General features: G+C 57.2%; 22 protein-coding genes, 1 tRNA gene and 3 pseudogenes. 17 read left to right on the forward strand and 9 right to left on the reverse strand.

Annotation, left to right across the window (positions count from 1 at the left end; genetic code table 11):
* Positions 1–179 (forward strand): HNH endonuclease (locus HMPREF3148_RS14255; protein ID WP_371440707.1); only part of this gene is annotated, 179 nt, incomplete at its 5' end.
* Between the two features lie 277 nt (positions 180–456).
* Positions 457–1,482: a zinc-dependent alcohol dehydrogenase gene (locus tag HMPREF3148_RS09650; RefSeq protein WP_005530002.1), complete on the forward strand. Its 1,026-nt coding sequence runs from the start codon at positions 457–459 to the stop codon at positions 1,480–1,482.
* A 38-nt stretch (positions 1,483–1,520) separates the two neighbouring features.
* On the opposite strand, the pseudogene efeB reads toward HMPREF3148_RS09650, so the two are convergent.
* From efeB to HMPREF3148_RS09675, 4 genes and pseudogenes are all read right to left on the reverse strand, one after another.
* Positions 1,521–2,746, reverse strand: a pseudogene (gene efeB, locus HMPREF3148_RS09660) (iron uptake transporter deferrochelatase/peroxidase subunit).
* Positions 2,746–3,759 (reverse strand): annotated as a pseudogene (locus HMPREF3148_RS09665) (imelysin family protein). The pseudogenes efeB and HMPREF3148_RS09665 overlap by 1 nt, the downstream one beginning before the upstream one ends.
* Before the next feature lie 54 nt (positions 3,760–3,813).
* Positions 3,814–4,507: pseudogene (locus HMPREF3148_RS09670) on the reverse strand (FTR1 family protein).
* A gap of 209 nt (positions 4,508–4,716) precedes the next feature.
* A complete protein-coding gene (locus tag HMPREF3148_RS09675) occupies positions 4,717–6,216 on the reverse strand; it encodes an amino acid permease (protein WP_049063189.1) in 1,500 nt (499 codons plus the stop codon).
* A gap of 82 nt (positions 6,217–6,298) precedes the next feature.
* On the opposite strand from HMPREF3148_RS09675, the gene HMPREF3148_RS09680 reads away from it, so the two are divergent.
* Positions 6,299–6,955, forward strand: coding sequence for a MazG nucleotide pyrophosphohydrolase domain-containing protein (locus tag HMPREF3148_RS09680; RefSeq protein ID WP_046645431.1), 657 nt, complete (start codon positions 6,299–6,301; stop codon positions 6,953–6,955).
* Here HMPREF3148_RS09680 and HMPREF3148_RS09685 read toward each other — a convergent pair.
* On the reverse strand, positions 6,952–7,389 hold the full coding sequence (locus HMPREF3148_RS09685) for a hypothetical protein (protein ID WP_049160675.1): 438 nt from the start codon (positions 7,387–7,389) through the stop codon (positions 6,952–6,954). The genes HMPREF3148_RS09680 and HMPREF3148_RS09685 overlap by 4 nt on opposite strands.
* A gap of 210 nt (positions 7,390–7,599) precedes the next feature.
* Here HMPREF3148_RS09685 and HMPREF3148_RS09690 point away from each other — a divergent pair, with 210 nt between their 5' ends.
* From HMPREF3148_RS09690 to HMPREF3148_RS09730, 9 genes are all read left to right on the forward strand, one after another.
* Positions 7,600–8,391, forward strand: coding sequence for a lysozyme family protein (locus tag HMPREF3148_RS09690; protein ID WP_005529985.1), 792 nt, complete (start codon positions 7,600–7,602; stop codon positions 8,389–8,391).
* Between the two features lie 143 nt (positions 8,392–8,534).
* Entirely contained in the window at positions 8,535–9,812 is a 1,278-nt protein-coding gene (gene eno / locus HMPREF3148_RS09695; protein WP_005529983.1) for a phosphopyruvate hydratase, read from the forward strand.
* A gap of 182 nt (positions 9,813–9,994) precedes the next feature.
* Complete coding sequence (locus tag HMPREF3148_RS09700; protein ID WP_080972431.1) at positions 9,995–10,654, forward strand: septum formation initiator family protein; 660 nt, start codon at positions 9,995–9,997, stop codon at positions 10,652–10,654.
* Positions 10,655–10,741: 87 nt separating this feature from the next.
* Positions 10,742–11,290 carry a DUF501 domain-containing protein gene (locus HMPREF3148_RS09705; protein ID WP_005529980.1) on the forward strand — a complete coding sequence of 183 codons (549 nt, stop codon included), beginning with the start codon at positions 10,742–10,744 and terminating at the stop codon, positions 11,288–11,290.
* Between the two features lie 65 nt (positions 11,291–11,355).
* Positions 11,356–12,312 (forward strand): Ppx/GppA phosphatase family protein, encoded by a 957-nt coding sequence (locus tag HMPREF3148_RS09710; protein ID WP_005529978.1) that lies wholly within the window; start codon positions 11,356–11,358, stop codon positions 12,310–12,312.
* Between the two features lie 82 nt (positions 12,313–12,394).
* Positions 12,395–12,471: transfer RNA gene (locus tag HMPREF3148_RS09715), tRNA-Leu, on the forward strand.
* 348 nt (positions 12,472–12,819) lie between these two features.
* The gene (locus tag HMPREF3148_RS09720) at positions 12,820–13,662 is read left to right on the forward strand and encodes a Bax inhibitor-1/YccA family protein (protein ID WP_005529976.1); all 843 of its coding nucleotides are present in this window, start codon (positions 12,820–12,822) and stop codon (positions 13,660–13,662) included.
* 397 nt (positions 13,663–14,059) lie between these two features.
* Positions 14,060–14,788 (forward strand): DUF3558 family protein, encoded by a 729-nt coding sequence (locus tag HMPREF3148_RS09725; RefSeq protein ID WP_049192391.1) that lies wholly within the window; start codon positions 14,060–14,062, stop codon positions 14,786–14,788.
* Between the two features lie 19 nt (positions 14,789–14,807).
* Positions 14,808–16,571, forward strand: a complete 1,764-nt coding sequence (locus HMPREF3148_RS09730; protein ID WP_236081473.1) for a hypothetical protein — start codon at positions 14,808–14,810, stop codon at positions 16,569–16,571.
* Positions 16,572–16,632: 61 nt separating this feature from the next.
* Here HMPREF3148_RS09730 and HMPREF3148_RS09735 read toward each other — a convergent pair whose 3' ends face one another.
* From HMPREF3148_RS09735 to HMPREF3148_RS09745, 3 genes are all read right to left on the reverse strand, one after another.
* A complete protein-coding gene (locus HMPREF3148_RS09735) occupies positions 16,633–16,902 on the reverse strand; it encodes a hypothetical protein (RefSeq protein ID WP_005529970.1) in 270 nt (89 codons plus the stop codon).
* A gap of 43 nt (positions 16,903–16,945) precedes the next feature.
* Positions 16,946–17,467 (reverse strand): transcription elongation factor GreA, encoded by a 522-nt coding sequence (gene greA / locus HMPREF3148_RS09740; RefSeq protein WP_005529969.1) that lies wholly within the window; start codon positions 17,465–17,467, stop codon positions 16,946–16,948.
* A 250-nt stretch (positions 17,468–17,717) separates the two neighbouring features.
* The gene (locus tag HMPREF3148_RS09745) at positions 17,718–18,203 is read right to left on the reverse strand and encodes a DUF4307 domain-containing protein (protein WP_049063195.1); all 486 of its coding nucleotides are present in this window, start codon (positions 18,201–18,203) and stop codon (positions 17,718–17,720) included.
* A 92-nt stretch (positions 18,204–18,295) separates the two neighbouring features.
* On the opposite strand from HMPREF3148_RS09745, the gene mca reads away from it, so the two are divergent.
* The 4 genes from mca to HMPREF3148_RS09765 are packed head-to-tail and all read left to right on the forward strand — an operon-like array spanning position 18,296 to position 20,702.
* A complete protein-coding gene (gene mca / locus HMPREF3148_RS09750) occupies positions 18,296–19,189 on the forward strand; it encodes a mycothiol conjugate amidase Mca (protein WP_049063196.1) in 894 nt (297 codons plus the stop codon).
* A 3-nt stretch (positions 19,190–19,192) separates the two neighbouring features.
* The gene (locus HMPREF3148_RS09755) at positions 19,193–19,507 is read left to right on the forward strand and encodes a hypothetical protein (RefSeq protein WP_046645442.1); all 315 of its coding nucleotides are present in this window, start codon (positions 19,193–19,195) and stop codon (positions 19,505–19,507) included.
* A 46-nt stretch (positions 19,508–19,553) separates the two neighbouring features.
* Complete coding sequence (locus HMPREF3148_RS09760) at positions 19,554–20,324, forward strand: isoprenyl transferase (RefSeq protein WP_005529965.1); 771 nt, start codon at positions 19,554–19,556, stop codon at positions 20,322–20,324.
* 6 nt (positions 20,325–20,330) lie between these two features.
* Positions 20,331–20,702, forward strand: coding sequence for a flavodoxin domain-containing protein (locus tag HMPREF3148_RS09765; RefSeq protein WP_152681346.1), 372 nt, complete (start codon positions 20,331–20,333; stop codon positions 20,700–20,702).
* Here the strand turns inward: HMPREF3148_RS09765 and coaA are convergent.
* Positions 20,661–21,587: a type I pantothenate kinase gene (gene coaA / locus HMPREF3148_RS09770; RefSeq protein ID WP_049145253.1), complete on the reverse strand. Its 927-nt coding sequence runs from the start codon at positions 21,585–21,587 to the stop codon at positions 20,661–20,663. The genes HMPREF3148_RS09765 and coaA overlap by 42 nt on opposite strands.
* A gap of 147 nt (positions 21,588–21,734) precedes the next feature.
* Here coaA and glyA point away from each other — a divergent pair, with 147 nt between their 5' ends.
* Complete coding sequence (glyA, locus tag HMPREF3148_RS09775) at positions 21,735–23,036, forward strand: serine hydroxymethyltransferase (protein WP_070419842.1); 1,302 nt, start codon at positions 21,735–21,737, stop codon at positions 23,034–23,036.
* Positions 23,037–23,053 lie beyond the last annotated feature (17 nt).

Here is a 23,053-nt window from a genome sequence, read left to right on the forward strand (position 1 = left end):
AGCGTGACCACTTCATCCCGCGGAACAAGGGCGGTGACACGAACGTCGCGAATCTTGTGCCGTTGTGCCGGTTCCATAACGGACGCAAGGCCGACGGGGACTCGTATACCCGCGATGCCGAGGGCAACTACTGGTACGTCACGCCCTACGGCAAGCGCTACCTCTGCACCGTGGACTAACCCCCACAAACGACAACCCGGCCGCGGCTGGGGCGATTCGGCATGCCTTCGCGCGGTATGGGGGGAAACGACCGCGGTTAATGAAATAGGTATTCATTTATGCAGGTCGGGGGTAAAAATGCAATCTTTGCAGACTGAATGCTCTATATCACTCATCGCGTCGGATTCGTGTTAATTCACAGATTTGCGGAATTTGCAGCGGGGTAGAGCGGTACACGCGCGCGGGCGAGATTTCTAGTCTGGGTGACGTCATCGACCCGTAGTAAAGGAGTACATAATGAGTGATACATTCACCGCCGCTGTCGTCGAAGAATTCGGACCTACCCTGAATATCCGTGAGGCGGATCTTCCGGAACCGGGGCGCAACCAAGCGCTCGTGCGTAACCTTGCGTCGGGCATCTGCCACACGGACGTCCACGCCGCGGAAGGCGACTGGCCGGTTAAGCCGGAGCCACCCTTCATCCCGGGGCACGAGGGTGTGGGCGAAGTGGTCAAGCTGGGACCAGGCGAGCACACCGTCGAGGTGGGCGACATCGTGGGCAACGTCTGGCTGTGGTCCGCCTGCGGTGTGTGCGAGAAGTGCCGCACCGGCTGGGAAACGCTGTGTGACGAGGCGGAATATGGCGGCTACACCGTGGACGGCTCGTTTGGCGAGTACATGCTCGTGGACACCCGCTACTGCGCACGCATTCCGGAAGGCTCGGACCCGATCGAGGTCGCGCCGATTCTCTGCGCTGGCGTCACGGTTTACAAGGGGCTCAAGGTCTCAGAGACGCGCCCGGGCCAGTTCATGGTCATCTCCGGCATCGGTGGACTGGGCCACATCGCGGTGCAATACGCCGTCGCCATGGGCATGCGCGTCATCGCGGTGGATATCTCAGAAGAGAAGCTAGCGCTGGCGAAGAAGCACGGCGCCGAGTACACCGTCAACGCCAAGGAAGCGGACCCGGCCGAGGCCGTTACTGAGTATACCAAGGGCGGCGCCCACGGCGTGCTCGTTACGGCCGTCCACCCGCAGGCGTTCGGCCAGGCCATCGGCATGGCGCGCAAGGGCGGCACCATCGTCTTCAACGGCCTGCCGCCGGGAGAGTTCCCCGCGCCCATCTTCGACATCGTATTCAAGGGCCTCACCATCCGCGGCTCGCTCGTGGGTACACGCCAGGATCTCGAGGAGGCGCTCGACTTCTACGCCCGCGGCATGATTAAGCCGACGGTCGAGGAAGTCAAGCTCAACGAGGTCAACGAGGTCTTCGAGGGGCTTATCAAGGGCGGCATCGAAGGCCGCCGCGTCATTCGCTATTAGGGCGGAGTCCGCGCCGCACGAACGCGGCGCGGACGCATCTAGGCCGTGGCCTCGAACAGCGTGCGGCCCCACCAGTCGTCTTCGCCGGTGGTGCCCGGAGGGCAGGCGAAGATAGAGGAGGACTCGTAGCGCACGTATTCGTTCATCTTGTCCGACTTTGCCAGCTTGGACTGGATCGGGATGAAGCGTTGCTCGGGCGAGTTCACGATGGCCACGAAGAATAGGCCCGCATCGAGGTGGCCGAAGTCGTCGATTCCATCCGTGAAGTTGTACGCGCGGCGCAGCATGCGCGCGCCCTGGTTTTCCTGATGGCTCGCTAAGTGCGAGTGTGCCGTCAGCGGAATCACCGGGCCAGAAGTGCCGTGGTATTCGTCCAATGGCAGCTCGTCGAATTCGTCGCTGCGGCCCAGGGGAGCGCCGCTGCCCTTGGAGCGTCCAAAGGTCTCCTCTTGGTCGGCAAGTACCTGGCGGTCCCAGTTTTCCAGGAGCATGCGGATGCGGCGAAAGTACCGCCGTCAAACCACGAGTCGGTCCCAGAGACCCACACGTGTTCGTTGACGATGTCCTTATCTTCAGCCTTGATGTTGTTCGTACCGTCTTTGAATCCAAAGAGGTTGCGCGGCGTTTGCTGGCCGCGCGTGGTGGCAGTGGCGTGGCCGAATCCTAGCTGGGACCACTTGTATTCCACGACTCCGCTGCCAGCGCGCGCCAGGTTGCGGATGGCGTGGATAGCCACCTGCGGGTTGTCAGAGCACGCCTGGATGGCGATGTCGCCGCCACAAAGCTTGTCCACCAGCATGTCGCCGGAGAACTTCGGCAAGTCTTTGAGCTCTTTCGGACGCGCCGATGCCAGGCCAAAGCGATCGTCGAAAAGCGAAGGCCCAAACCCAATGGTGATTGTGAGGTTCGCAGGCTCCAAGTCGTAGGCCTCGCCGGTGTCCTTCGGCACCGAGTGCTGGCCCACGTCCTCAATCGTCTCATCCACTGTGGTCTCGCCGCGGGTCATGCGGCGCGCCATAGCGGTCCACTTCTTGAGCAGCTCCTCCAACTCAGAGCGCTCCTTAGTCACCACGTTAAAAGCCGCGAAGTGCATGCGGTCCTGCTGGGCCGTGGTGATGCCCGCCTGGTGCTCGCCGTCGAACTTGATGGCAGCGTCGCCAGAAGTGGTACCGGCAGAATTAGTCGCGCAACCAGCCACAAGCGTGGTGGCGCCCAAAGCGGATGCGCCCGTCAGAAATGCGCGGCGGCTGAATGCGAATGACATTATTTAGCCACAACTTCCTGGACGGTGGAGACCTTCTCAGTCAGGACATCGAGGGCGTCGGAAAGCTCCTTGTACTTGTCCAGCAGAGTCTGCACCTTCTCGAAGCGCTCATTGATGTCGGTCAGCAGCTGTGGATCGCGCTCATTGAGAGCCTTCTCCAGGGAGGCGATGGCTGCTTTCGAGCCGTCCAGGTTGGCCTGGAAGTCATAGAGGTCGGTGTGGGAGAAGATGTCTTCTTCACCGGTGATCTTCGAGGTTGCAATCTCGTCCAACAGGCCCTGGGCGCCGGAGGCAATCTGAACCGGAGTCAGAGTGTAATCGTCGGCTGCGACGCCGTCGACAAGCTCAGCGATGTCCTTCTTGAGCTGGGCGGCATCCTTCTTGGTCTCGTCGGTGATCTTCCTGTTCACCCACAGATCCTTCTCAATCTTGTGGAAGCCGGTCCAGGTGTCGCCCTCTTCGATGTCGGCCTCGCGCAGGTCGATGCGCGGGTCGAGGTCATCTGGGAAGGACTCCGCCACGGGCTCGATGGCGGCAACGAACTCGTCTACCTGGCCCTACAAGTTATTGGTTTGGGAGCGGACGTAGGAGATGTAACCGTCAACAGCCTGGGTCAGAACCTCATCCTTGGTGGCGGCAACTGCCTCGCCGGTGACGTTGAGCTTCTGGGAAATGCCGTCGCCCACCATGCCTGGGTTACAGGTCAGGGTGTACTCGCCCGGATCGGTGATCTGCACAACCAGCTTGCGGGTAGCACCCGAGCTGATGTTCTCGACCTCACCAACCACGCGGCCGCCAGAGGTGTAGACGTAAAACTCAGTGGTCTTCTTGCTGTTGTTCGTCACGTCGAACGTGGAGGTACCAGTGGTGGCCTCGGTTCCGGAGACCTCACAGGACTCGTCGGAGGCGGTGACCGTGAAGTTGGTGGACTCTGCCTCGTCGACCTTGTTCGCACACGCGGAAAGGCTCAGTACGGCAGCGGTGCCGGCGACGGCAGCGAGGATGCGCTTCATTGGGTTTGTTCTCCTTGGTTTAAAAAGTTGTGAGGCGAAGAGTTAGAAAAGTTGTTAGTGCGCCATGCTTTGCGTGTCTGCTTGCTGCTCCTGCTTAGCTGGCTTTGGCGCTGGGGCAGGGCGGAGGAAGAGATACATGGCGACGACGAGATAGACCGCCCATGCGATCATGGACAGCAAGGTCGGCGCCGGCACGAGGTTGAAGATTCCTTCGATGAAGGTCGCAAGTGCAGTGCCAGGCGCAATGACGTTAGAGATGTCGAAGGCGAGTGTGTGCAGGCCCGGCAGCAGGCCAGCTTCCTGCAAGTCCGTGATGCCATAGCGCAGGATGCCCGCAGCCACGACGACCAGCAAGATGCCGGTGACTTTAAAGAAGGTGCCGAGGTTGATGCGCACTGCGCCGTAGTACATCGCTACGGCTACGGCTACGGCGATGAGGATGCCTAGGGAAAGGCCGAGCGCCGGCGTCATGGTGGAGCCGTAGGCAAAGGTATCGAACACCAGCAGCGCTGTCTCGATGCCCTCGCGGACCACGGCCATGAATGCCAGGACGAAGACGGAACCCGCGCCCACTGTGATGGCCGCCTCCAGCTTTCCCTCGAGTTCTGCCTTCATGTTCTTCGAAGCACCGCGCATCCACAGCAGCATGTAGGTGACCAACGCCACTGGCGACGCCGACCCACACCCACCGCATCAGGTCCTTGCGGCCGGACTTGGCTAGGTAGGCGGCGAGGATCATAACGACCATGGCTGCTTCAAGGCCTTCGCGCAGGCCGATGAGCAAGTTAGCAAAAAGCAGCAATTTCTTTCAGGGCAGTGACGAAGGGACGGTGTTCCGCCACTTGAACTATCTAACCAAGGTAAGGCTAACTTGAAATTTATTTGGCGTGATTTGGCGCAAAAAGAAAAGAGGCAACTCACACGTCGTGTGGCTACCCCTTTTAGGAGTTAAGAAGCTTAGAGTGCCAGACTGCCGGTGCTCAGACCCCAAATCGCAGCGATCGCGCCGATGAAGACGATGGCCACGACGCACCATTCAAATGCGTTGAAGACGCGCTCCTTCTTATACAGGCGCGTTCCCACGTAAGGGATAAGACCTGGAATAACGGCGAGCACACCGAGCAAGACATAAACCAGGTCGGCGGCGTAGATAAGCCACAGCGAGTAAACGAATGCGATGGCGCCGATGACGATATGACGGCGGTTTTCCCGCTTCGAGATTTCCGGGCCCGAAAGATCGAACTTCACACCTGCGTGCGGGTGTGAAAGGCCCTTGCCGCGGATACCCAGTAAAAGCAGGTAGAGCGAGGTGAAGATATAAGGCAGCAGGTACATGATGGTGGCCAGCTGCACCATGGCGTTATATGAGGTCTCATTCAGGAAGAACACGATGATGAAGACCTGAATAACAGAGGTGGAGATAAGCTGCGCTACCCATGGGGCGCCGGCCACGTTGATGGTGCCGATCTTGCGAGGCAGCAGGCCGTCGATAGCCATCATTACGATGGGCTCAGCACACAGCATCTGCCAAGACACGTAAGCGCCCAGCACAGAAAGGCAGAGGCCGATGGAGATAAAAGCCGCGCCCCATGGGCCGACGACAGCTTCTAGCACGGAAGCCATGGAGTTATCCGGCAATGCTGCCAGTTCAGCTTGGGAGAGCACGCCGAATGACAAGGTGGAGACCGAAACCAAAAGTGCCAGCACGGAGAAGAAACCGATGACGGTGGCACGGCCGACGTCGTTGCGGGAGCGGGCCTGCTTGGAGTAGACGGAGGCACCCTCCACACCGATGAATACCCACACGGTATAGAGCATGATGCCCTGAATCTGCTCAAAGACGGTTGAGCCGGAGTCCTCGCCCCAGAAATCAAAGGTGAACTTATCCCAGCTAAAGCCGAGGAAAGCAATGAAGACCATGAAGGCCAGAATCGGCACTATCTTGGCAATCGAGGTCACCATGTTCATCACAGCGGCCTGCTTAATGCCGCGCGCCAAAACTGCAAAAATGGCCCAAGACATTACTGACACTGCGATGGCGGAGGCCCAGCGATGATCGGCGTCGAAAAGCGGCACATAGTGGCCCACGGTGTTAAAGAAGAGTGTGGCATACCCCACCTGTGCGATTACGGAGCCAATCCAGTAGCCCCAGCCTGCGGTAAAGCCGATGAAATCACCTAGGCCCGCGCGGGCGTAGGAGTACACGCCGGAGTCGAGGTGCGGCTTGCGGTGCGCCAAGTACTGGAACACGAACGCGACAGAGAGCATGCCCACGCCGGCGATGAGCCAACCGATGAGCATTGCGCCGGGACCTGCAACCGAGGCGATGTTTTGAGGGAGCGAGAATATTCCACTGCCCACGGTGGAGCCGATAATCAAGGCGACGAGAGTCCACAGAGTCACCGTGTGATTGCGCGATGACTCGGCGTTCGCCAGGGAGGAAGTAGTGGAGGTCATTCGACTAAAATACCCCGCAAAAGCCACGGAGCGAAGTCAGCATTTAAAACCTGATTACTAAACTGCCCTATACTTTGTGGCCATGACTGTTCTGCTGCTCGATGAACGCTGGCCCACGATGATTCCGATGGAGGCCCAGGGCTTGCTCTTGGGTCCAGTTTCATTTACGGGTGAAGTTCCAGTGCGTGTGCGATGGAACTTCAGCGATCTCCTTTCGGGAGAGGATCCAACCGGGCTCGGGCTGCTCGTTTCTACCGACGCGCACGACGAAGAGGTAGAAGCGCGCCTGGCGGCAGGCGAAAAACTGATTGAGGCACCCTCGCGCCAGGATCCGATGCTCCAAGCCCGCGAAGCGATGATGCAAGCGGTGCGGATAGGGCAATGGGAGCGGGCGCAGACTCATGAAAGCCTTTTGCCGTACTTGGCGGAAGAATCTCAAGAGTTTGCGGAGGCGGTCCGGGAACGCGCGGGGGATGAAGAATTGTGCAAGGAGCTTGGCGACGTCCTCCTGCAAGTTCTCTTCCATGCCGAGCTCGCCTCGCGGCGAGGCGCGTTTACGCTTGACGACGTCGCGGCTTCCTTCGTGACCAAACTTCGCTCGCGCGCACCGTATCTTTTTGATGGAACCCGCGAGCTAGTCGACGTCGAAAAGCAAGAGCTCCTGTGGGCAGAAGGAAAGGCCCGCGAGAAGTCGCAAGCCTTGGGTTTAGACTCCGGAAATTTGGAATCGGAGTCTTAAAGCTTCGGCAGGTTCAGGGTGGAGGAGAGCATTGGCAGGTAGTCCGAAATCTGGGATGACAGGCCGGTGCCGCCGGTGAGCGGGGTGTCCTGCTTGACGATGCCGCAAGCCAGTGCGCGGTCGGCGGTCAGGCCGGAGTACTTGATGGCTGCGATAGTCAGCGGGGAGATCTGAGCCTTCCGCTCGCCACCGAGATTCTGCAGGTTGTGTGCGAGTTGATTGCGGGTGGTGTTTTCATCGAGCAAAACGCCCGGGGTGTTCTGATCAATTAGTGTCAGGGCGGTGCGGACGGTGCCGCAGTCGGCTCCGGAGATGAGCTGCGCTGCGAGGCTGTTGATGTCGCCCCGCAGGTTCTGGGCCTGTGCAGCAGCCGGAGTGGCGGTGCCAAGGGCGATGGTGGCCAGGGCTGCGGCGGCGATTCGGCGGATGTTCATGTGACTCCTTCGGGAGGGGAAATGCGGGGTTGAGTAAGAGGAGGGTTAGGTCAAAAGTCCAGACTTAACAGGGTTACTGTAGCGCAAAATGTTACGGGTGTGAATATAACGACATAATTTTTACTAGTTTGCTGGATTTCTTCTGGGAGGATGCTCTCTGTCGAAGTGTCAGGTGGGGCAGGGATGTGTTGCCCGTTAAGATTGCTACCCATGACTAAGCGGCTGCGGAAACTCGGGGGCTGCGGCCTAGCCGCAGTCCTCGCTGTGGTCGTTATCGTTTCCCTTGTGGGCTGGGTTCTCTCCGCATTGGGCAAGCCAGCGACCTTGAAACAGCTGCAACCCGTGCCAGATGCCATGCCACCGTTGGCGGGAATGGCGGTTCCCGATATCGACGTGCACGCTGAGGGGCGTACAGCCGACAAACTAACGTATTGGTCCTCCCAACTGGAAGCTGAAACCGGTATCTCCGGTCAAGCGTTGCGGGCCTATGGAAATGCAGAGCTTATTGCTCGTGACGCATGGCCAGAATGCAATCTTCACTGGACGACCCTTGCGGGGCTGGGATGGGTGGAGACCCGCCACGGCACATACAACGGAAACTGGTTCCGTCCGTCGAAGTTGGATGAGAATGGCTATCCCGATCCGCCGATTATTGGCATTGCGTTGGATGGAATGAATGGGACGGCCCATACGCCGGATACCGATGGTGGGCATTTTGATGGCGATGCCGAGTTTGATCGCGCAGTTGGCCCGCTCCAATTCATCCCTTCCTCGTGGGAACATGTCGGCCGTGACGCAAACGGGGATGGTGTAGCCGATCCCAACCAAATCGACGATGCAGCACTCGGTGCGGCGGCACTCTTATGCTTTGGTGGAAGAAATTTGTCGGTTCCTGAAGATTGGCGTGCAGGCGTACTTAATTACAACCAGTCGGAGGACTACCTGCGACGCGTGGCTGCTGCAGCCAATGCTTATTCGATTCCGCAGCCCGCTGCTTCGTAGAAAAAATCACGTTTTAGCTCACTATGTGACTTTCTGTCCGACACGTTCCGAAGTTTTCTGGAACAATTGGCGGCAGGTGATTTGGGGCAAGAAACCCAAAGCACATATCTAAACCAATTTGGCTCAATAGGAGTGAAAGCAGCATGGCTGACATCATCCACGTATTTGCTCGAGAGATTCTTGATTCCCGCGGTAACCCGACCGTCGAGGCAGAGGTTTTCCTTGATGACGGTGCACACGGCGTAGCCGGCGTCCCGTCTGGTGCTTCCACAGGTGTTCACGAGGCACACGAGCTTCGTGACGGTGGCGAGCGCTACCTGGGCAAGGGCGTTCTCAAGGCTGTTGAGAACGTCAACGAAGAGATCGCTGACGAGATTGCTGGCTTCGAGGCCGACGACCAGCGCCTCATCGACCAGGCCCTCATTGCCCTCGACGGCACCGAGAACAAGTCTCGCCTCGGCGCAAACGCCATCCTGGGTGTTTCCATCGCTGCTGCTAAGGCTGCTGCTGAGTCCGCAGCCCTACCGCTGTACCGTTATATCGGCGGCCCGAACGCCCACGTTCTTCCAGTTCCAATGATGAACATTGTTAACGGTGGCGCACACGCTGACTCTGGCGTTGACGTTCAGGAGTTCATGATTGCTCCAATCGGTGCTGAGTCCTTCGCAGAAGCACTGCGCATGGGCGCTGAGGTTTACCACTCCCTGAAGTCCGTCATTAAGGAAAAGGGACTGTCCACCGGTCTCGGTGACGAGGGCGGCTTCGCACCAGAAGCTGAGTCCACCAAGGCTGCTCTGGACCTTATCGTTGAGGCAATCAAGAAAGCTGGCTTCGAGCCAGGCAAGGACATTGCCCTGGCACTCGACGTTGCTTCCTCTGAGTTCTTCAAGGACGGCAAGTACCACTTCGAGGGCGGCGAGCACACCGCTGAGGAGATGGCCAAGGTTTACGAGGAGCTCATCAACGAGTACCCAATCGTCTCCATCGAGGATCCGTTGCAGGAGGATGACTGGGAGGGCTACACCAAGCTCACCGCAACCATTGGTGACAAGGTCCAGATCGTTGGCGACGACTTCTTCGTCACCAACCCAGCCCGTCTGGCTGAGGGCATCGAGAAGAAGGCTGCTAACGCTTTGCTCGTGAAGGTTAACCAGATCGGTACCCTGACTGAGACCTTCGACGCTGTCGAGTTGGCTCACCGCAACGGCTACCGCACCATGATGTCTCACCGCTCCGGTGAGACCGAGGACACCACCATCGCTGACCTTGCAGTGGCACTGAACTGTGGCCAGATCAAGACTGGTGCACCGGCTCGTTCCGAGCGCGTTGCTAAGTACAACCAGCTGCTGCGCATCGAGCAGGAGCTCGGCGAGGGCGCTGTCTACGCAGGCCGCTCCGCATTCCCTCGCTTTCAGGGCTAATTCTTCGGGGCTAGCGCCCCAGAGTTAATCGCCTTTGAGCGTTAACGACTCTGCCGTCCGCAGGTAATTCCTCCCATTCAAGGAGGGACCGCCGCGGGCGGCGCTTCTTTTTGTGAGAATTTACTCCAATCACACGCGCGTCATCCGTTTCAAACAGCGCTCGTCGCTAGGATAGGAACCCTATGGCACGCCAGAATCACACTTCCAAGAAATCCCGGACCACTGTTCCAGTGGTTTCGCGTGCCACTAGACAGCGAGAAGCCGCGGCTAAAGCGAAAGCCAAGGGGGCGTCGCAACGCATTAAGTCAATGGGCCGCATGGATATTGTTGGCTTTGCCGTAATTCTCGTGGTTGTGCTAATCGTGCTGCTCACCATCGCGGTGCCATTGCGCAACTATTATCACGTGCGTTCTGAAACAGCCCGGCTCGAGCGAGCCATTGCCGCAAAGCAAGCGGAAAAGGAAGAGCTGCTGGAAGAGATTGATAAGTACCGCTCCGAGGACTACTTGCAGCAGGAAGCGCGTCGCCGTTTTGGCGTTATTGCGGAGGGCGAGACCGCATACCGCATCATGGATAACCGGATGAATCACAACAATACGGTGACTACCGACAGGCTGAGCGATGTAGATTCTCGTCCGTGGTATGAAATTCTTTGGGGGTCTATCTCTGAAGATGAAGACACAAGCGTGACGGGGTCGACAAACACCGATCCAGGACACCTGCCGACGGTTGCGCCGTCGTCTGGCCCGGAGGCAGTGCCGGGACAGGAAGTTCCTGCTGGCGACGGTGACCCTGCAGTTCCAGGAGCTCCCGCAGCACCGGCAGAGCCTGCAGCGCAGTAGCGCTTTGTAGTCTAGAACCGTGCAGTTTTGTGGTCGCAGTGAATCCTAAGCGTCTTAGAGTTGCACTGGCATGAGACAATAACGGTCATGACCGTCAACGATGCAGATCTCGAAATTGTTAAAGAGCAACTTGGCCGCGCTCCGCGTGGTGTGCTCGACATTGCTTATCGCACACCGGACAACCAGCCGGCCGTGGTGAAGACTTCCCCAAAGCTACCTGACGGCACGCCATTTCCTACCCTCTACTACTTGACTGACCCGCGCCTGACTGCGGAGGCTTCGCGCCTCGAGGTAGCTCACGTTATGAAGTGGATGGAAGCTCGATTGGCAGAGGATAAAGAACTAGCTGAAGACTACAAGCGTGCGCACGAGTATTTCCTCGCCAAGCGCAACGAAATCGAGGACCTAGGAACCACCTTTTCCGGCGGTGGCATGCCTGATCGCGTGAAGTGTCTCCACGTGCTTATCGCGTATGCCCTCGCTGAGGGGCCACAGCACTTCCGTTTGGGCACGGAGGCAGTTGCATTGGCAGCAGACCACGGCCGACTGCGTGGCACTGCTATTCCGCAAGAATGGCCCACCACCGAGGATCTCGGTATCGACTTGAGCCAGTTCGATTTCTCGAACGCCGAGTAGCACACGCGTAATAAGAACCCCGTTGCTGCCAACGCACACTTAATTTTTGAAGGGAAAGAGTTTCAATGACTCGCGTCGCCGCCGTTGATTGCGGAACCAACTCAATTCGACTCCTCATCTGTGAGGTTCAGGAAGACGGAAAGATTCGTGACATCGTACGCACGATGGAAATCGTCCGCTTAGGTCAGGGAGTTGACGCAACAGGGGAGTTCGCTGCTGAAGCTCTGGAGCGTACTCGCGTGGCGCTCGAAGGCTACGTCCAGCAGATGAAGTTCGAGAATGTCAAACGTGTGCGCATGGTGGCTACATCCGCTACGCGAGATGTAAAGAACCAGCGTGAATTCTTCGACATGGCGGCGCAGCTGCTTGGCCAAATCCAACAAGGGGCACAGGCTGAGGTCATCACCGGCGAAGAAGAGGCTTTGTTGTCTTTCAAGGGAGCGGTCACTGACTTGGCGTCACACAAGGGACCATTCTGCGTCATCGATCTCGGCGGCGGTTCTACCGAGTTCGTGGTGGGAACAGCAGAAGGTGAGATCCTGGGTGCGCACTCGGCACAGATGGGTTGTGTCCGTTTGACTGAGCGCATCATGAGGACGGATCCGCCGACGGAGGCAGAGATTGAGATCGCTGCTGACTACGTGGAACAGCGTATGCAGGAAGTAGAGAAGATCGTTCCGATTTCGGACGCACAGACCTTTGTGGGCTGTGCTGGTACCTTCACCACTCTGTCAGCCTTGGCACAGGGCTTAGAGCGCTACGACGCCGATGCTATCCATGGTTCTGAGCTGCGTTTTGATGCGCTTCGTGTGCTGACGCGTCAATTGATGGGCGTGCCTTCCGACGTCCGCGCGCTTAACCCAGTCATTCATCCTGGTCGTGCCGACGTTATTGGTGGCGGATCGGTGGCTGTTGAGGGAATTATCCGAATGATTGAACGTAACAGTGATGCAAAGTCCTTCTTCATTAGTGAGAAGGACATCCTCGATGGGATCGTTGTCGGTATTGCGGCTGACCTGTAAGTATCGCAAACGCCATCCCTCTCGGGTACCCCACTGTCGGCGTGTGCATGTGGGGTGCCTTAAAATAGGAGCACACCTTAAAGCCCCTATAGCCCAATCGGCAGAGGCAGTTGACTTAAAATCAATTCAGTGTGGGTTCGAGTCCCACTGGGGGCACCAAATTTGTAGGTCATGGACTTTTGTCCATGACCTTTTGCTCTGCAGAACCAGTTTGCATTTGTGCGCTAAACCTGTCATTTCGTGAATTGGGTGAGGTGGGACGTCGGAAAGCGCGTGCGCAATGAACCCCAAGCGTAACGATAAGTGAAACCCGGGATTTCGATTCCCCGAGGCACTGCAAAATAGTTCAAAGTAAAACCGTACGGCTGGGAACTTTTGAAGTATTGCACGCGTTGAACTTAGTGGAATCTTAAATGAAACCGCTTGGCCCAAATGGTGCGTGATTACTGTTAGGCTGGGCGTTCGCTAACCCTAGTGACTAAACCTGTGAAAGGAATCGGTACCTCAATGCGTTCAAGCAACCCGGTAATGAACTCTTTGACGAAGAGTCAAGGAACTTCTACCAACCCGTTCGGTAACAACAACCCTTACGATGCTGGCCAGAATGTAAACTCATTTGGCCAGCAGGGATATGGACAATCAGCCGGTCAGACTTCTGAGCGACCAATGACTGTCGACGACGTTGTTACTAAGACCGGCATTACGCTCGCGGTGTTGATCGTCTTTGCAGTTGCCAACTTCTTCATCGGCACTCAGGTCAACTATGGTGCGGCAATCTTGTTGACTGTAGTTGGTGGCTTGGGCAGCTTCATCGTCACGCTAATTGCTGCGTTTAGTAAGAAGTTCGGCTCTGCGCCGCTGACGCTTACCTACGCTGTACTCGATGGCTTCTTTGTTGGTGGCTTCTCGCTTCTTTTTGCTGGCGTTAACGTTGCTGGTTCTGACGGTATGGCACTTATCGGCCAAGCAATCATGGGTACCGTTGGCGTATTCATCGGCATGCTTGTCATCTACAAGACTGGTGCTGTGAAGGTCACCCCGAAGTTCAACAAGATCATGTTCGGTCTCATCGCTGGTGTGGCGGTTCTGGCTCTGGGTAACTTCATCGGTGCGATCTTCTTCGGGTTCAGCCCACTGCGCGATGGCGGCGCGATTGCCATCATCTTCTCTTTGGTCTGCATCGTGCTTGCTGCGATGTCCTTCCTTACGGACTTCGACCACGCTGACCGTCTCATCCGACTTGGTGCTCCGTCCAAGACTGCGTGGGGCGTTGCACTCGGCCTGACTGTCACCTTGGTCTGGCTCTACACTGAGATTCTGCGCCTGCTGTCCTATTTCCAAGACCGCTAACGGTGTTCTGAATAAAATAGCTTTTCTTAGACCCCAGCTTCCAAGGCGAGCCCTTGGCGGCTGGGGTTTCTTATATGAGCGGTAGGGCATAAGTCTGCTAAGTAACATTCTTGTAATTCGGGTGTAGAAATGGGGGAATTAATAAATGGTTGAGAGTTCATGGTTCTTCCAACTCTTTTACAGCCTTTTCATATGGTTTGAGCAGGAAATTTTTCCCATTTCGAGGTTTAGGCAAGGCATCTTTATGTCGTAGAAGACTCCCCGAATTTGACCCAATTCACATCTTGGCGCGACAGACCGCGCAGATTCGTGCATCCTATTTGCGGGAGGCAGCAAGCGGCTAGCAGCTACAACAGCGGCCTTCCGGCTCGTCATTGAAGTCTGATGAAGGGTAATCATGAAGCAGCAGGGGATTGTCGTAGCGCTGATTGTCAGCATGGGGGTGCTGACGGGCTGCGCTATAGGACTTGCTCCATGGAGCGCGAAAGAAAACCAGCCAGATACCGTAAAGGAGGCGGGGGACACTTTCGGCACAAGTATGGACAAGGCGGCAGAAAACGCCGACAATCCGGGGGACGCTGTGGAAGCTACCGGGGATGGGGGATTCATCGATTCCAATGGCACGAGCGACAGCGGTGATGCTGGTGCGGATTCCAGCATCACCGCAAAGGGGGAGGGGAACGGCGTTCTGCCGCCATTCGGCAGCTTCGACCGTACAGACCCAGATTTCGACCTATTTGATCCTTGTACAGAAATTCCAGAGGAGAAGTTAAAGGAGGCTGGACTCGAAGGTAACGGCGAGCACCGCCTCATCTTCTCCGACATGAGCACCTGTAGCTTTTTCGGACAAAGCTCGTCTGGAAATCCGGCAATGGTTTCAATCGCTTCAAGCACGAAATCTTACACTGACATTGAAATTCCGTTAGGAAAGCGAGAGATATATCGGGGGATTGAATTACCAGTAGTAGCTTTTGAAGACGAATTCGAGGGCGACTTGATTTGCACTGTGAACATCAACACTGTGCGAGGGATGGTTAGTGTGGGCTTTGGCAATACCAAATTGCAAGAAGATAATCGGGAAAATTGTAGACAAGCAGAATTAGTACTTAAAAAGCTTATCGATTAGCTCAGAATCAGGGGGACCAGTGCGTATTTCGATTGAAAACATGATGTCGACTCAATTCCAAATCAGTAAGTTGTCACGCCAAATGCAACAGATTGCGGCAAAAGCGACTTCGCCAATTGATGGAAGCTTCTCCAGCGTCAATGGAGTAGGTGATGTGGGGGCGATTCATCAGCGAGTGATTGCTACAGATCCTGGCTCCGCCAGCAATTCGCTTCGCAGCTTCAACGAACAAATTCAGTGGTTGGCTAAGACCCTTATGGCTGAAGCTCACGGCTTTGAATCACAAGACGCAGTTAACAGCCGAGGTCTGGACATCGCTGACGCGGGAGGTTCTGTAGCGGGTGAGGCGATGCCGGTGATGAATCAGCCGGATCCGGGGTACAGTCCATTCGGTTTTGTGATGCCGGTGGTCAACGTCGGGCCTGACTTGTTGGGGCTGGCGATGGACTTGTTGAATACCAAGATCTGGAGTGTCTCAGAAACCAATTCACGGTGGAAGAGCCTCGCCGACGAGGTCACGGCAATTGTTGATGGATTGAATGAGGCGGCTTCTTCGCTGGAATCCGAAAATGATAGTGAAGCAACCGCGCGGGCAGCACAAAAGATCCGATCTGTGGCGGAATCAGGTAATCATTTCATCGCTAATGCTGAGGTGATGAGCCAGAAGCTTTTCGGCTTCCAAGCCAACCTGATGGCGTCGCAGCCCAAAGCAATGTCCTTGGCCATGTCCGCGATGGCGATTCCTGATCCAGCAGCACGCAAGGCCGCCGAGCAGGCAGGCCTGGCGTTTATGCAAAACGCACTCCAAACCCAAGTGGTCGCCGCGATGCCTTTCCAACATGCGCTAATGACAACCATGCCACCGTCAGGCGGCGGCGATGTAAGCAGCCAATTTGGTGGCGTAAATGGCAATGGCCAACGTTTCGACACCAACACGGTCGTATGGCCGCGAAGGATTGCAGAAGCAATCGCTAGCGGGAAATTGGGCCCTGGCTCTTTTGGAATCGTCGATGGTCAGGTCGAAGGGATGGAAGGCCTTGGGATGACAGATTCTGAGATCCAAAAGTTTAACCAAGACCTGCTCAACGGTGGCAGGGCGTCGCTAGCGCAGCTTGGTGCGCCGATCTCTGCAGCAGACCTTGTCACTAGTGGTGCCAATGCCAGCCCATCGGTAGGCGCGCCGACAGGCCACACCACGGCTGGTTTGGGTGGGGTTGGCTCCATCCCGCAGAGTACTGGCGCCAACCAACACATCAATCCAGCGACGCTTGCAGCCAATAGCGGTGTGGGGCTAACACCAGCGAATTCACATGTGGGAGTTCCCGCCATGATTGGCGCACCAGCAAGCAAGAGCTACGGTTCTGGTAAGCATGCCCTGGGGCTAAGCAACACGGGTGCGCTAAATCAAGGCAATGGAGCCGGTGTACCTGGGGCATTTAGCACCGGAAGCGGAGCGGGCGGAGGTGCACTTGCCGGTTCGGCGGGCACGGCGGGCGCTCGTGGTGGATCGCTCAGCACAGGAAGCATCGGCAATGGTTCGCACATGGGAGGTGGCACCAACACAACCCTGACTGCGGCACGTGGGGGAGCCGCTGCTCGTGGCACTATGGGGCGCGGGATGATGCCCATGATGGCCGGGATGGGGCGTGGTGGTGGCGAAGATCGACGTATCAAGTCAGTCACCAGCAAAGTCGAAAGCGACCCAAATCGACGGGATCTATTAGGGGAGCCGCCAGCCGCACTGCCCGGCGTCATCGGAGCATGGGCACGTGAAGAAGGATAGAACCGACTCGGACTAAAAAGAATGGCGCCCATGCACAGTGCATGGGCGCCATTTCTTAGTTTTACAGAGCCGGTACTACCTGAGTCTCAACCACGACGTTCGGGTTAGCAGCAGCAGACTCGGAAGCAGCCGGATTGTTTGCCGCGGTGCTTTCGGATGCCTCGCTCGAAGACGTGGACTCAGCAGGCTTCGGAGCCTTGCCAGTGTAGGTGGAAGCGTTGTCGATCTTCTCGCTGGTGGAATCCTGCTCGTTCGGTGGGTGGCAAGCTGCCAGAGACAGACCTGCAGCGAATACCAAACCGGCAGTTGCGAAGCGGGAGAACTTCTTCATGGGTGCTCTTTCTCCAGAATGAGTTGAAACTAAGAATATGAAATTAGGCCTGGCGCGGAGTTGCGGCCTTAGCTGAATCATACGGCGCTGCGGATTCCACCGTGACCGAAATGGTCTTGCCATTTGGTGCGGTGTACTCGCGGGTCTCACCTTCATGCGCTCCGATCAGGGCGGCACCCAGCGGGGACTGCTCAGAGTAGGTCTCAAGATCCTTGTTGTCAGAAGCAGCAGCGCGGGTACCGATGAGGAAGGTTTCCTTATCGTCCTTGTCACCGTTGTAGTAAACGTGAACCACGGAACCGATGGCGGCAACACCCTCCTGGATAGCGGTGCGCTCAGTGGTGGCGTTTGCCAGAACCTCAGAGATCTGCTTAATGCGGGCCTCTTCCTGGTCCTGCATCTCGCGGGCTGCGTCGTAGCCAGCGTTCTCCTTAAGGTCGCCTTCTTCGCGTCGCTCGTTGATTTCCGCAGCGACTACCGGGCGGTGGTCAATAAGCGCTTGCAGCTCTGCTTCAAGCTTGGCCTTGGTTTCCGGGGTGATGTACTGCTTCTGCTGCTCAGCCATAGTGCAACCTTCCGTAAAGCGGGGAGAATCTAAAATATTGTGGGCCTTATACAATTGCGGGCCCACCTAATGGAAAAGGTCAGCTCCCACCGTGCAAACTCGCAGGAGGTGCGACCTATCCTAAGCGCTACAAATCCTAGCACACGCGGGTGATTATCACGGCGTCGCCTAGCGCAACAGTTCGGGAAGCTGTTGTGGGATAGAACCGTTATGAGTCAGCTTTGCTGCTGTGCTGAGCAGATGAGCCGGTTTAGCTAGTGGACTGCTCCACATAGTCCGGGTTATTCATGTTGAGATAGCTCGGCACGTTGCCCGAACAACCGTAAACGCCGCCGGCTACCGCGCGGTGGTTAGTGGGGACGTCGACAGCAATGCGTTGCACCTCAGCGCCGCCGGCAGGAACAGCAAATTCGCGGCGGCCCACCTCAGCCTTGGAGTAATCGTAAGCCTGGACAATGCAGTACGCGTCCTCATCGATGTGGTTGCGGGTGACGTCAGCCCAGACACGGATGGAGTCGTCGGACAGCACCTCGTGTGTGACGTAGGAGATGCTGGCGTTGACCTCCTCGCGCTTTTGGAAGTACTGGACACCATAAACAATCGCGGCGATGAACATTGCCGCGAAAACGAGCACAATGGCCTTATTAGTAAAACTTGAGGTCTTAGTCGCAGAGTTGTCTGCCGAGGGGCGGGCACCGTAGCGAGCGCCTGAACGAGGGGTACCGGCGGAAGTCATAGTCAATAGTCTATCCAACACTCAAGATTTTCAAACTATCCACTACACTGGACCCCTGTTCCTATACCAGTGCTAGAGGAGATGAACCCACTGTGAGCGACAAGCGCCTGCTAGCCATCCACGCGCACCCCGATGATGAATCCTCCAAGGGTGCCGCCACTACAGCTAAGTATGCAGCCGAGGGCGCGGAAGTGCTCGTGCTTACCTGCACCGGCGGCGAGCGCGGCGACGTTATTAATCCCGCCATGGATAAGCCAGGCGTTAAAGAAAATATGGGAGCCATCCGCCACGAAGAGATGGCACAAGCCGCGAAGGCTCTCGGCGTTAAGCACCAGTGGCTCGGCCATGTTGACTCTGGTCTCCCCGGTGGTGATCCATTCGATCCGGAACTTAAGAGCTTGCTGCCTAAGGGCTGCTTTGCTCTCATCCCAGACGATGAAGTGGCGCAAGAGCTAGTGAAGACGATTCGCGAGTTCCGCCCCCAGGTCATCATCACCTACGACGAGATTGGCGGCTACCCGCACCCAGATCACCTCATGGTGCACCGCGCATCCATGATTGCCTGGGAGAAGGCAGGAGATCCGTCCTACCACCCAGGGCTCGGCGAGCCATGGGAGCCACAGAAGCTTTACTACACTCACGGATTTGTCTATCAGCGCATGAAGCTCTTCCACGACCTTCTCGAGGAAGAAGGCAAGTCCAGCCCGTACGGTCCTATGCTTGCGCGATGGGACACAGCATTCGGCGACATTATGGCAAGAGTGACCACTCAGGTTGAGTGTGCAGACTACTTCCAAAACCGTGATGATGCCCTGCGTGCGCATGCGACGCAGATCGATCCGGCCGGCGCGTTCTTGGCCACATCCGTAGAGGTTCAGCAGCGCCTGTGGCCAACGGAGGAGTTCGAGCTTGCGCAGACTCGTGTGTCGACTGAGCTTCCAGAAAGCGATTTATTTGCAGGAATTACTGAAGTAGGGGAGTCTTAAGATATGAGCGCAATTGATTCGCTAGTTCTTGCTGCAAGTGACATCCAGACCAATGTCTTTTTCCTTGCCCAGGGTGCAAAGGAAGGCCCCATGGGCCCAGAGTTCGGTAAAGCTTCACCTATCGGCCTGTTGATCCTCGCCCTGATGGGCGCGGCTGTCCTGTTCGCCGGCTGGAACTTTCACCGCCGCTACTCCCGTTTCCGCCGTCGCACCATGTTTGCTCAAGACCATGGCATTGATCCTTTCGACGATGAAGCCGTTGATGCGGCAATGAAGGAAGCCGGTGTCTTTGACAACCGTAAGCGTTCTTTCTTGTAGGCGAAGTTTTATGCGTCGAAACCGGAATGTTGTGTAAGGAAAAATAGTGAGCTTCCTGAGCCAGTTGCTGTACCCCGTCTATGAGGCACGTTTGGCGCGCGCGATTAAAGGAAAACCGCAGCCACGCCACGTAGCCATCATGGCGGACGGAAACCGCCGCTGGGCTCGGGAAGCCGGCTTTACTGATATCAGCCACGGTCACAGGCAGGGCGCAAAAAAGATCAGTGAGATGATCTCGTGGTGCAAAGACACTGACATTGAGGTCGTCACCATCTATCTGCTGTCCACGGAGAATCTTAAGCGCAGCACCCAAGAAGTGCAGCTGCTCTTCGACATCATCTCCGACGTGGTAAAGCACCTGTCCGAGGGGGACTTGGACTGCCAAATCCGACTCGTTGGACACCTTGATTTATTACCTGCTGAGGTTACCGAGAAGATGCGCGCCGCAGCGCAGGCCACCGAGGACAACAAGGGCGTCATCGTCAACATCGCCGTGGGCTATGGTGGCCGCCAGGAAATCGTCGACGCCGTCCAAAATCTCATCCGCGACGAGGCTCAGAAGGGGCATAGTACAGAGGAAATCGCCGACTCGGTGACCGCAGATGCCATCACTAGCCACCTCTACACCAAGGGGCTGCCGGACCCAGATCTGGTCATCCGCACCTCCGGTGAACAGCGTCTTTCCGGATTCTTGCTCTGGCAGGCGGCATACTCCGAGATCTGGTTTACTGACACTTATTGGCCGGCATTCCGCCGCGTCGATTTCCTCCGAGCGCTGCGTGATTACTCGCAACGCTCCCGCCGTTTCGGAAAGTAGGTCTCCATGACCACCGTAATCTTCGACTCTGTTTACGGTTCTACCCACCGCTACGCCCAAGAGCTGGCAAATCAGCTCAACGCCGAAATCTTGCCGCTCGCTGACGCTAAGAATCAAGCACACCTGGACAAGCTGGGCGTCGACAAGCAACCGCTCATCGTCATGTCCCCGGTGCATGGCCCATCGATTACCGCCGCCGATTTTGTAAAGAAGCATGACTTTGGTGACCGCCCAGTGGCCGTCGTGGTCGTTGGGATGACGCTGCTTGAGGAAGCGCGCGCGAAGGATCAACTTTGCGGAGCTGGCGCCCATCGTTCAATGGGCACAGCGCAACTCCTAAAGCTTGCGCATGCGCACCTTTTCCACCAAATGGTGTGAGCCTTTGCGCAGCACGAGTGAGGCGCGGGGACGCGTGGGCAGAATATTTTCCACAAGATTTGGCAAGTTGATGGACTGCCAAATCTCGCGGGCCTGCGCGCGGGCCTCGCTGTCATCCATCTCCGCATAGGAAGCAAAGTGCGCGCCCGGCTCACGGAACGCGGTGTGGCGTAGGTGGAGGAAGCGCTCGATGTACCAATGCTCAATGTCGTCCACCCGCGCGTCGACGTAGACGGAGAAGTCGAACAGATCCGAGACCATCAAGGTAGGGCCCGTCTGCAGGACGTTGAGGCCCTCCAGAATCAGGATGTCGGGACGGCGCACCACCTGGTATTCATCGGGCAAAATGTCGTAGGAAATGTGCGAATACACTGGCGCCTTGACCTCAGCCTTGCCGGACTTCACGTCGGTGACAAAACGCATGAGTTTGCGGCGGTCATAGGTCTCTGGAAAACCTTTACGCTGCATGAGGCCGCGCTCGTTGAGAGTATCCGCGGGGTAGAGGAAGCCATCGGTGGTGACCAGATCCACTTTCGGGTGGGAATCCCAACGCTGGAGCAACAATTGGAGTACACGGGCGGTGGTGGATTTACCTACCGCCACCGAACCCGCGATGCCGATGACAAAAGGAACGTGTGCGGGGTCGTTGCCCAAGAATTCTTCGGTGGCGGCGGTCAGTTCCTGGCGTGCTGCGACCTGCATGTGAATAAGACGCGACAGCGGAAGGTAGACGTCAGCAACTTCGTCGAGATCAATGCGATCACCGATACCGCGAAGCGCCTCAACTTCTGTGGCGGTAAGAACCTGGGGCATCGACAAGCGTCGCTGGCGCCAGGTTTCGCGGTCAAAGTCGAGGTAAGGACTGGTGTCGGTAATACGCGCCATTGCCTAATTGTCGCACTTCATCGGTCCTTGGTGAAAGTTGCATGTATTTAGTGGCTGCAACAGCCCCCGCGTGGGGGCGTGGCAGTTAATATGTAGAGCAGGTTTGAACCGACCTTGTAAGCAACCGAGAAGGGAATCAACGCTTCCATGACTGCCAACAACTCCGCAGACGTGCGCTACCAAGAGATGCGCGAGCTGGACCCGGACGTATTTAACGCCATTAATGGTGAGATCGCCCGCCAGCGCGACACCCTTGAGATGATTGCATCTGAGAACTTCGTCCCACGTGCCGTTCTGCAGGCACAGGGTTCCGTCCTCACCAACAAATACGCTGAGGGCTACCCAGGGCGCCGCTACTACGGTGGTTGCGAGCACGTTGACGTCATCGAAGATCTGGCGCGTGACCGTGCCAAGGAGCTCTTCGGCGCTGAGTTCGCTAACGTCCAGCCGCACTCCGGTGCGCAGGCAAACGCTGCGGTTCTGTCCACCCTGGCGGAGCCGGGCGACAAGATCCTGGGTCTGTCCTTGGCACACGGTGGCCACCTCACTCACGGCATGAAGTTGAACTTCTCGGGCAAGCTGTACGACGTCGCCGCATATGAGGTTGACCCAGAGACCATGCGCATCGACATGGACAAGCTGCGCGAGCAGGCCATCAAGGAGCAACCGAAGGTCATCATCGCCGGCTGGTCCGCATACCCGCGCACCCTGGATTTTGCGGCCTTCCGCTCCATCGCCGACGAAGTTGGCGCCAAGCTGTGGGTGGACATGGCCCACTTCGCTGGTCTGGTTGCTGCAGGCCTGCACCCATCTCCAGTTCCGCACGCTGACGTTGTCTCCACCACGGTTCACAAGACCTTGGGCGGCCCACGCTCCGGTCTGATCCTAGCTAAGCAGGACTACGCTAAGAAGATTAACTCCAACGTCTTCCCAGGCCAGCAGGGCGGCCCACTGATGCACGTCATCGCTGCTAAGGCTATTGCTTTGAAGATCGCCGCTTCGGAGGAGTTCAAGAACCGCCAAGAGCGCACCCTCGAGGGCGCACGCATCCTTGCTGAGCGTCTGACCGCTGCTGACGCAAAGGCTGCCGGCGTGGACGTTCTGACCGGCGGTACCGACGTGCACCTGGTTCTGGCTGACCTGCGCAACTCTGAGCTCGACGGCCAGCAGGCTGAGGACCTCCTCCACGAGGTGGGCATCACCGTGAACCGTAACGCTGTGCCGAACGATCCTCGCCCGCCGATGGTTACCTCCGGCCTGCGTATCGGTACCCCGGCGCTTGCTACCCGTGGCCTAGACGCAGCTGCGTTCACTGAGGTTGCTGACATCATTGGTACTGCTCTGGCACAGGGCAAGAACGCTGATGTCGAGACCCTGCGCGGACGCGTTGCCAAGATCGCTGAGCAGTACCCGCTCTACGATGGCCTCGAGGACTGGAAGCTCGTCTAAAAGCTTCCTTCCAAGCT

Origin of the sequence: Corynebacterium sp. HMSC05D08, from assembly GCF_001807215.1 — a bacterium.
GTDB classification, from domain to species: Bacteria; Actinomycetota; Actinomycetes; order Mycobacteriales; family Mycobacteriaceae; genus Corynebacterium; species Corynebacterium striatum.